General features: G+C 65.6%; 1 protein-coding gene. It reads right to left on the reverse strand.

Features of this window, described 5'->3' with window-relative positions; translation table 11 throughout:
- Window positions 1–3: 3 nt before the first annotated feature.
- Window positions 4–816 (reverse strand): PLL family lectin, encoded by an 813-nt coding sequence (locus ACYVF6_RS40955; protein ID WP_460530560.1) that lies wholly within the window; start codon window positions 814–816, stop codon window positions 4–6.
- Between the last annotated feature and the right edge of the window lie 25 nt (window positions 817–841).

The following is an 841-nucleotide window of genomic DNA, read 5'->3' on the forward strand; positions in this document are numbered from 1 at the left end:
TTGTTAGGTGGCGAGTTGGGTGGTGTTGAGGATGTTCCAGGGGTTCCAGGAGCCGCCGGTGAAGATCTTTTGGGCTAGGCGGTGGCTGGTGTCGGCGGCGAACACGTCATAGCGTCCAGCCGCCGGGTTGACCGCGGCCGGACCGGTGGTCAACCCGCCGGCCAGGTCCTCGTAACCGCCCCAGGCAGTGCCGTCGTAGACCCGATGCACCAGATGACGATCGGTGTCGATGGCGAACACGTCATACCGGCCACCCCGCCGCGTCACCGACGGCGCCGAGGTCAACACCCCACCCAGGTCGTTGAACCCGCTCCACTGCCCGCCGGAGTACACCTTCTGCACCAGATGATGCTCGGTATCGGTGGCGAACACGTCATAACGCCCGTCAACGGTCACCGCCGAGGGCGCCGAGGTCAACACCCCACCCAGGTCGTTGAACCCGCTCCACTGCCCGCCGGAGTACACCTTCTGCACCAGATGGTAATCGGTATCGACCCCGAAGACATCGAACCGGCCCGGGCCCGCGTTGACCGCCGACACCCCAAAGTGCAACACGCCACCCAGGTGCTCCCAGCCATGCCAGGTCCCGTCGAAGATCCGATGCAGCAGGCCGTGATCCGAACCGATCGCGAACACGTCATACCGGCCATCGGCATCCACCGTCACCGACGGACCAGAAATGATCGGCCCACCCAGATCCGTCCAGCCATGCCACGCCCCGTCCAGATACGTCAACTGCAGCAGCCGATCATCCGCAGCACGCACGAACACGTCATACCGGCCACCCCGCGACACCGCGGACACCACCGAACCCACCCGACCCACACCCCCACCAGCCAGG

It is taken from the genome of Flindersiella endophytica (assembly GCF_054779015.1).